This is a genomic window from Micromonospora sp. B11E3, from assembly GCF_039871625.1.
Taxonomy (GTDB): Bacteria; Actinomycetota; Actinomycetes; order Mycobacteriales; family Micromonosporaceae; genus Micromonospora.
This window is the reverse complement of the sequence record NZ_JBDPMC010000078.1, coordinates 21908-27907: the sequence shown is the minus strand read 5'-3', so window position 1 is coordinate 27907 and position 6000 is coordinate 21908. Positions and strand designations below refer to the sequence as shown.

The following is a 6000-nucleotide window of genomic DNA, read 5'->3' as shown; positions in this document are numbered from 1 at the left end:
GCGGGGGCCTGGCGCCGGGGGCCTGGCGCCGGGGGCCTGGCGCCGCGCGGACAGCCGGCCCCGTACCGCGGGCGCTCCGTCGCCGCACTCCCCGCGCGGGCGGGCGGACCACCGTGGCGAACAGTCACGAAGAGTTGTCAGAGCGGGAGTCACCCACCCCCGGTCCCGCCCCTTTGCTCTGCACCCACCGACGCGACAACCACTCATCGTGATCGCTCCTGTTTCGGCCAAATCGAACAGGAAGACCGTTGGTCGCAGGTCAGGGACGTGTTGCGGATATGAGTGCAGAGCAAAGCGTCAAGGATCGCCCACGGGGTTGCGGACCCACGGTCGCAGACCGTGACCGACTCGCCCGGCTACAAGCAGTTACGGTGGGGTCGGCGGCAACGAGTCCTCGTGGGACGTCCAGGACACCGCACCGGCCACGGCACCGCGCGGGCCAGGGCACCGCACCGGCCACCGCACCGCACCGCACCGCACCGGCCAGGACACCCCACAGGCCAGGGCACGACAGGCCAGACATCCGACGGCCAGACAGCGGCCGGACGCTGGAAACCCGCCGAGCGCTCAGGCGCGGGCACCGAGGCGATGGGCCAGATGGTGCAGAGCCAGCCGGTAGCCGTCCACGCCCAGCCCGCAGATCACCCCGGTCGCCACCGCGGAGACCACCGAGTGGTGCCGGAACTCCTCGCGGGCGTGGATGTTGGAGATGTGCACCTCGACCAGCGGACCGCGCAGCAGGGCGCAGGCGTCCCGCACGGCGATCGAGTAGTGCGACCAGGCCGCCGGGTTGAGCACCACCGCCGCCTGCTCGTCGGCCGCCGCGTGCAGCCAGCCCACCAGCTCGTGCTCCGCGTCGGTCTGCCGGACCACCACGTCCAGCCCCAGCTCCCGGCCGGTCTCCACGCACATGGTCACCAGATCGGTGTAGCTGGTCAGCCCGTAGACGTCGACCTGCCGGGTGCCCAGCCGGCCCAGGTTGACCCCGTTCAACACGTACACCCTCACGAGGCGACCTCCCGATAGGCCCGGTGCAGCAGCTCCTCGTCGGGGCCCTCCAGGATCGTCGGGCGGGCGAGGCCGTCCAGCACCACGAACCGCAGCTTCGAGCCCCGGGTCTTCTTGTCCACCCGCATCGTGGCCAGCAGCGCCGGCCAGGCGTCGGCCCGGTAGCTCGTGGGCAACCCGAGCGCCGCCAGCACGCTGCGGTGCCGCTCGGCCGTGGCCGCGTCCAGCCGGCCGGCCAGCCGGCCCAGCGTCCCCACGTACACCGTGCCGACGGCCACGGCGTGCCCGTGCCGCCAGCGGTACCCCTCCACCTTCTCGATCGCGTGGGCCAGGGTGTGGCCGTAGTTGAGCACCTCGCGCACCCCGGACTCGCGCAGGTCGCTGGAGACCACGTCCGCCTTGACCCGGATCGCCCGCTCGATCAGCTCCCGGACCACCGGGCCGCGCGGGTCGGTGGCCGCCGCCGGGTCCCGCTCCACCAGGTCGAGGATCACCGGGTCGGCGATGAACCCGCACTTGACCACCTCGGCCAGCCCGGCGACCAGGTCCACCGGCGGGAGGCTGTCCAGCACCGTGAGGTCGCAGAGCACCCCGGCGGGCGGGTGGAAGGCGCCGACCAGGTTCTTCCCGGCCGTCGTGTTGATCCCGGTCTTGCCGCCGACCGCCGCGTCGACCATGCCGAGCAGCGAGGTCGCCACCGGCACCCAGCGCACCCCGCGCAGCCAGCAGGCCGCGACAAAGCCGGCCAGGTCGGTGACGGCGCCCCCGCCGACCCCGACGACGGCGTCGGTCCGGGTGAACCCCGCCTCGCCGAGCCGGTCCCAGCACGCGGCGGCCACCTCGATCGCCTTGCCCGCCTCGGCGTCCGGCACCTCCACGACCAGCGGCGCCATCCCGGCGGCGGTCAGCCGCTCGCCGATCGCGTCGGCCAGCGCCTTGAGCGGCGGCGCGTGCAGCACCGCCACCCGGGCCGCGCCGGGCAGCAGCGACGGCAGGGCGTCGATCAGATCCCGTCCCACCAGCACGTCGTACGGCCGCTCGCCGCCGACGGGGATGCGGGTAGTCACCTCGTTCATCGCCCGCCACCCTAGCCCAGCACCCACCCCCGGACGGTCGCCTGTCCATAGGGTGGTTGGCCGTCGGCGGTCAGGGCTTGAGCAGGGCGGCGATCTCGGCCGCGATCTCCTCCGGCGTCCGCCCGTCGGTGACCACGGTCACGGTCGCCACCTCGGCGTACAGCGGGCGACGCTGCTCCATCAGGTGCCTGAGCGTCGCCCGCGGGTTGATCGCCAGCAGCGGACGGCCGGCGCCCAGCCCGACCCGCTTGACCGCGTCGGGCAGCTCGACGCTCAGGTGCACCACGGTGTGCCCGACCAGGGCGGCGCGGTTCTCCTCCGCGAGCACCGCGCCGCCGCCGAGGGCCAGCACCCCGGCGCAGGAGGCCAGCGCCGCGGCCGTGGCGGCCCGTTCGAGCGTACGGAAGTGCGCCTCGCCCTCGTCGACGAAGATCTCCGGGATCGGCTTGCCGGCCAGCCGCTCGATGTCCTGGTCTGTGTCGCGGAACTCCACGCCGAGCAGTTCGGCGAGCGCCTGCCCGACGGTCGTCTTGCCGGAGCCCGGCGACCCCACCAGGACGCACACCGGCCGCGTCACCGTGTTCTCGCTCACCGGATGACCAGCGAGTCGAGGTAGCCCGCCAGGTTGCGGCGCATCTCGGCCACCGAGTCGCCGCCGAACTTCTCGGTGGCGGCCTCGGCGAGCACCAGCGCCACCATCGCCTCGGCGACCACCGCGGCGGCCGGCACGGCGCAGACGTCCGAGCGCTGGTTGATCGCCGTCGCCGGCTCCCCGGTGGTCACGTCGACCGTGGCCAGGGCCCGGTTCAGCGACGAGATCGGCTTCATGGCCGCCTTCACGCGCAGCGGCTCGCCGGTGGTGATGCCGCCCTCCAGGCCACCGGCCCGGTCGGTCACCCGGCGTACGCCCGTGGCGGTGGGCACGATCTCGTCGTGCGCCTCGGAGCCGCGCGAGCGGGCCTGCTGCCAGCCGTCGCCGATCTCCACGCCCTTGATCGCCTGGATCGACATCAGCGCGGTGGCGAGCCGGGCGTCGAGCTTGCGGTCCCACTGGACGTGGCTGCCCAGGCCCGGAGGCACCCCGTACGCCAGCACCTCGACCACGCCGCCGAGGGTGTCGGCGGCCTTCTTCGCGGCGTCGACCTCGGCGACCATCCGGGCGCTGGCGTCCGGGTCGAGGCAGCGCAGCGGGTCGGCGTCGATCCGCGCGGCGTCCTCCGGCCTCGGGCGCAGCCCCGGCTTCGCGGCGACCGGGCCCAGCTCCACCACGTGCGAGACGATCTCGATGCCGAGCGCCTGCCGGACGAGGGCCTTCGCCACCGTGCCGACGGCGACCCGGGCGGCGGTCTCCCGCGCGCTGGCCCGCTCCAGGATCGGCCGGGCGTCGGTGTGGCCGTACTTCTGCATGCCGGCCAGGTCGGCGTGGCCCGGACGCGGGCGGGTCAGCGGCGCGTTGCGGGCCTGCCGGGCCAGTTCCTCCGGGTCCACCGGGTCGGCGGCCATGACGGTCTGCCACTTCGGCCACTCGGAGTTACCGACGCGGATGGCGACGGGGCTGCCCAGGGTCAGTCCGTGCCGGAGCCCGCCGATGATCTCGACCTCGTCCCGCTCGAACGACATCCGGGCGCCCCGGCCGTAGCCGAGCCGGCGGCGGGCCAGCTCGTCGGCGATCTCGCCGCTGGTCACCTCGATCCCGGCGGGTACGCCCTCCAGCATCGCGACGAGGGCGGGACCGTGCGATTCACCTGCAGTCAGCCAGCGCAACACGTCGGCAAGTCTGTCACGACCGCGTCGCCCCCCGACGCGCCGCCCGCCGCGTCCCGCGTAGCGGACGGTGTCGCGCGCGCCGCTCCGAGATCCTGGCCCTGCGCGCCTGGCCGGGCGCGCGACACCGGCCGGGCGCGGGTGCGGGCCGCCGCTGGACGGCCCGCACCCCGCGGGTCAGTTCCCGGCGAGCGTACGGGCGTCGGCGGCGATCGTCCGGGCCGCCTCGGCCGGCACCAGGTGCCCCGCCTGCTGGTCGGCGTACCGGGCCAGCTCGGCGTACCGGCCCTGCACCAGGTGGGCGGCGAGCACGGTGAGCGCCTGCTCCTCGGCGCCGGAGGTGAGCACGAGGTGGCCCAGCCCGGCCGGGGTCACCGTGACGGTGAACGTGGCCTCGGCGGTCGCCGTGCCCTTGGGGCCGGTCGCCACCGCCTTGAGCCGGTGCGTGCCGGCGGCCAGCCCGGTCAGGTCGAGGGGCTGCCCCGCGGGGACCGGCGCCCCGTCGAGGGTGACCTCGACGGTGTCGGCGTCGGCGGCCGGCACGGCGAGCACGGGACGCTGCGCCCGGTCGAGCTGCGCGCCGTCGGCGGGAGCGGCGATCGACACGGTGGGGGCGGCGGCACCGAGCTGGCCGGCCGCGTTCCAGCCGACCAGCTCCGCCGGCCGGTTGGTGATGATCCCGTCGGTGCCGATCCGCTCCAGCTGCTGCCACTGGGCGGGCGAGTCGACCGTCCAGGCGAAGACGGCGACGCCGGCGGCGTGCAGGTCCGCCACGACGGCCGGCCGGGCGAGCAGCGCCGTCCCGGTCGGGTTGTACGCGGTCAGGCCCAGGTCGCGGGCGACGGCCACGGGGTCGGCGTCCAGGCCGCTGCGGAGCAGCCCGAGGGGCAGCTCGGGGGCGAGCTCCCGGGTGTAGCGCAGGGCGTCGACCTCGAAGCTCTGCACGAAGACGCGGCTCGTCATCCGCTCGGCGCGGATCACCTCGACGATCCGGGCCACCTCGTCCCGGCTGTGCCGGCCCTTGATCTCCAGCAGCAGGTTGCCGCCCCGGGCGCGCAGGTCGGCGAGCTGCTCGGCCAGGGTCGGCAGCCGTGCGCCCGCGTACTGCGGGGCGAACCAGGAGCCGGCGTCGAGCGCCCCGAGCTGGGCGGCGGTCAGGTCCCGTACGGCACCCGTGCCGTCGGTGGTCCGGTTCACGGTCGCGTCGTGCAGCACGAACGGCACCCCGTCCCGACTCGGCTGGACGTCGTTCTCGACGAAGTCGGCCCCGGCCCGGCGGGCGATCTCCTGTGCGACGAGGGTGTTCTCCGGGGCGGCGGCGGACGCGCCGCGGTGCGCGACCACGGTCATCGGGGCGCCCTCCGGCCGCAGGTAGCCGTTCGGCGCCAGCTCGGTGACCCGGACGTCGTCGAACGAGACGCTGGCGCCGTTGACCACCAGCGCCTGCCCGCCGTCGGTGGACCGGGCGAGGCTGCTGGTGCGCAGCAACTGGCGGCCGTCGAGGAACCACCGGGCCTGGTTGCCGTGCACCTCCACGGCGACCTTCATGTCCCGGCCGGTGCCCGCCGCGTACGGCGCGGCGGCCGTGTTGGTGACGTTCCACGCGTTGGCGGGGGTGAGCTGGGCGAACTCCAGCCCGTTGGCGGCCGTGGTGCCGCTGCGCATGGTGGCGATCCACCACGGGGTACGGCCGTCGGCGGGCACGTCCAGGCCGAGCGCCGTCCAGCGGGTCGGCTCGGCGACGGTCTCGAACCGCACCGTCGCCTCGAACCGGAAGTCGGTCAGGTGCCGGCCGAAGGTGATCTTCCTGGTGCCGCTGGTGGCCGTGCCGTACAGCCGGCCGTCGCGCACCGTCCACTCGCCGTCGATCGCCCGCCAGCCGGCGGGCAGCGTACCGGCGGAGAAGTCCTCGGCGACGACGACGGCCCCCGGCTCGGCGGCGGCGGGGGTGGGGGTCGGGACGACGGCGAACGCGCCCAGGGTCGTGGCCGCCGCCGCGAGTGCGGCGACGGCCCGGCCGGGGCGCCCGACGAGATGGGTGAGGGTCGACATGGTCACCGACGCTAGGGGCTTCGGTGTGCCGGGTGGCGACGATCAGCCCACGCTCAGGTGTACAGAGAATGATCTTGCGACGGGTTCACCCTGCGCGGGC

5 protein-coding genes are annotated in these 6000 nt (G+C 75.0%); all 5 read right to left on the bottom strand.

All coding sequences use genetic code 11. From position 1 onward, the window contains the following. Positions 1 to 567: 567 nt before the first annotated feature. Positions 568 to 1008: a type II 3-dehydroquinate dehydratase gene (gene aroQ, locus ABGB16_RS27780; protein ID WP_347671041.1), complete on the bottom strand. Its 441-nt coding sequence runs from the start codon at positions 1006 to 1008 to the stop codon at positions 568 to 570. After that, on the bottom strand, positions 1005 to 2084 hold the full coding sequence (gene aroB, locus ABGB16_RS27775) for a 3-dehydroquinate synthase (protein ID WP_347671040.1): 1080 nt from the start codon (positions 2082 to 2084) through the stop codon (positions 1005 to 1007). The genes aroQ and aroB overlap by 4 nt, the downstream gene beginning before the upstream one ends. A gap of 70 nt (positions 2085 to 2154) precedes the next feature. Next, on the bottom strand, positions 2155 to 2661 hold the full coding sequence (locus ABGB16_RS27770; protein WP_347671043.1) for a shikimate kinase: 507 nt from the start codon (positions 2659 to 2661) through the stop codon (positions 2155 to 2157). An 11-nt stretch (positions 2662 to 2672) separates the two neighbouring features. After that, positions 2673 to 3851, bottom strand: a complete 1179-nt coding sequence (aroC, locus tag ABGB16_RS27765; protein WP_347671039.1) for a chorismate synthase — start codon at positions 3849 to 3851, stop codon at positions 2673 to 2675. 174 nt (positions 3852 to 4025) lie between these two features. Continuing rightward, positions 4026 to 5900: a glycerophosphodiester phosphodiesterase family protein gene (locus ABGB16_RS27760; RefSeq protein ID WP_347671038.1), complete on the bottom strand. Its 1875-nt coding sequence runs from the start codon at positions 5898 to 5900 to the stop codon at positions 4026 to 4028. Between the last annotated feature and the right edge of the window lie 100 nt (positions 5901 to 6000).

Coding starts and splice junctions, on each gene's coding strand:
- aroB (WP_347671040.1), bottom strand. CDS start 2,084: ATGAACGAGGTGACTACCCGCATCCCCGTCGGCGGCGAGCGGCCGTAC.
- ABGB16_RS27760 (WP_347671038.1), bottom strand. CDS start 5,900: ATGTCGACCCTCACCCATCTCGTCGGGCGCCCCGGCCGGGCCGTCGCC.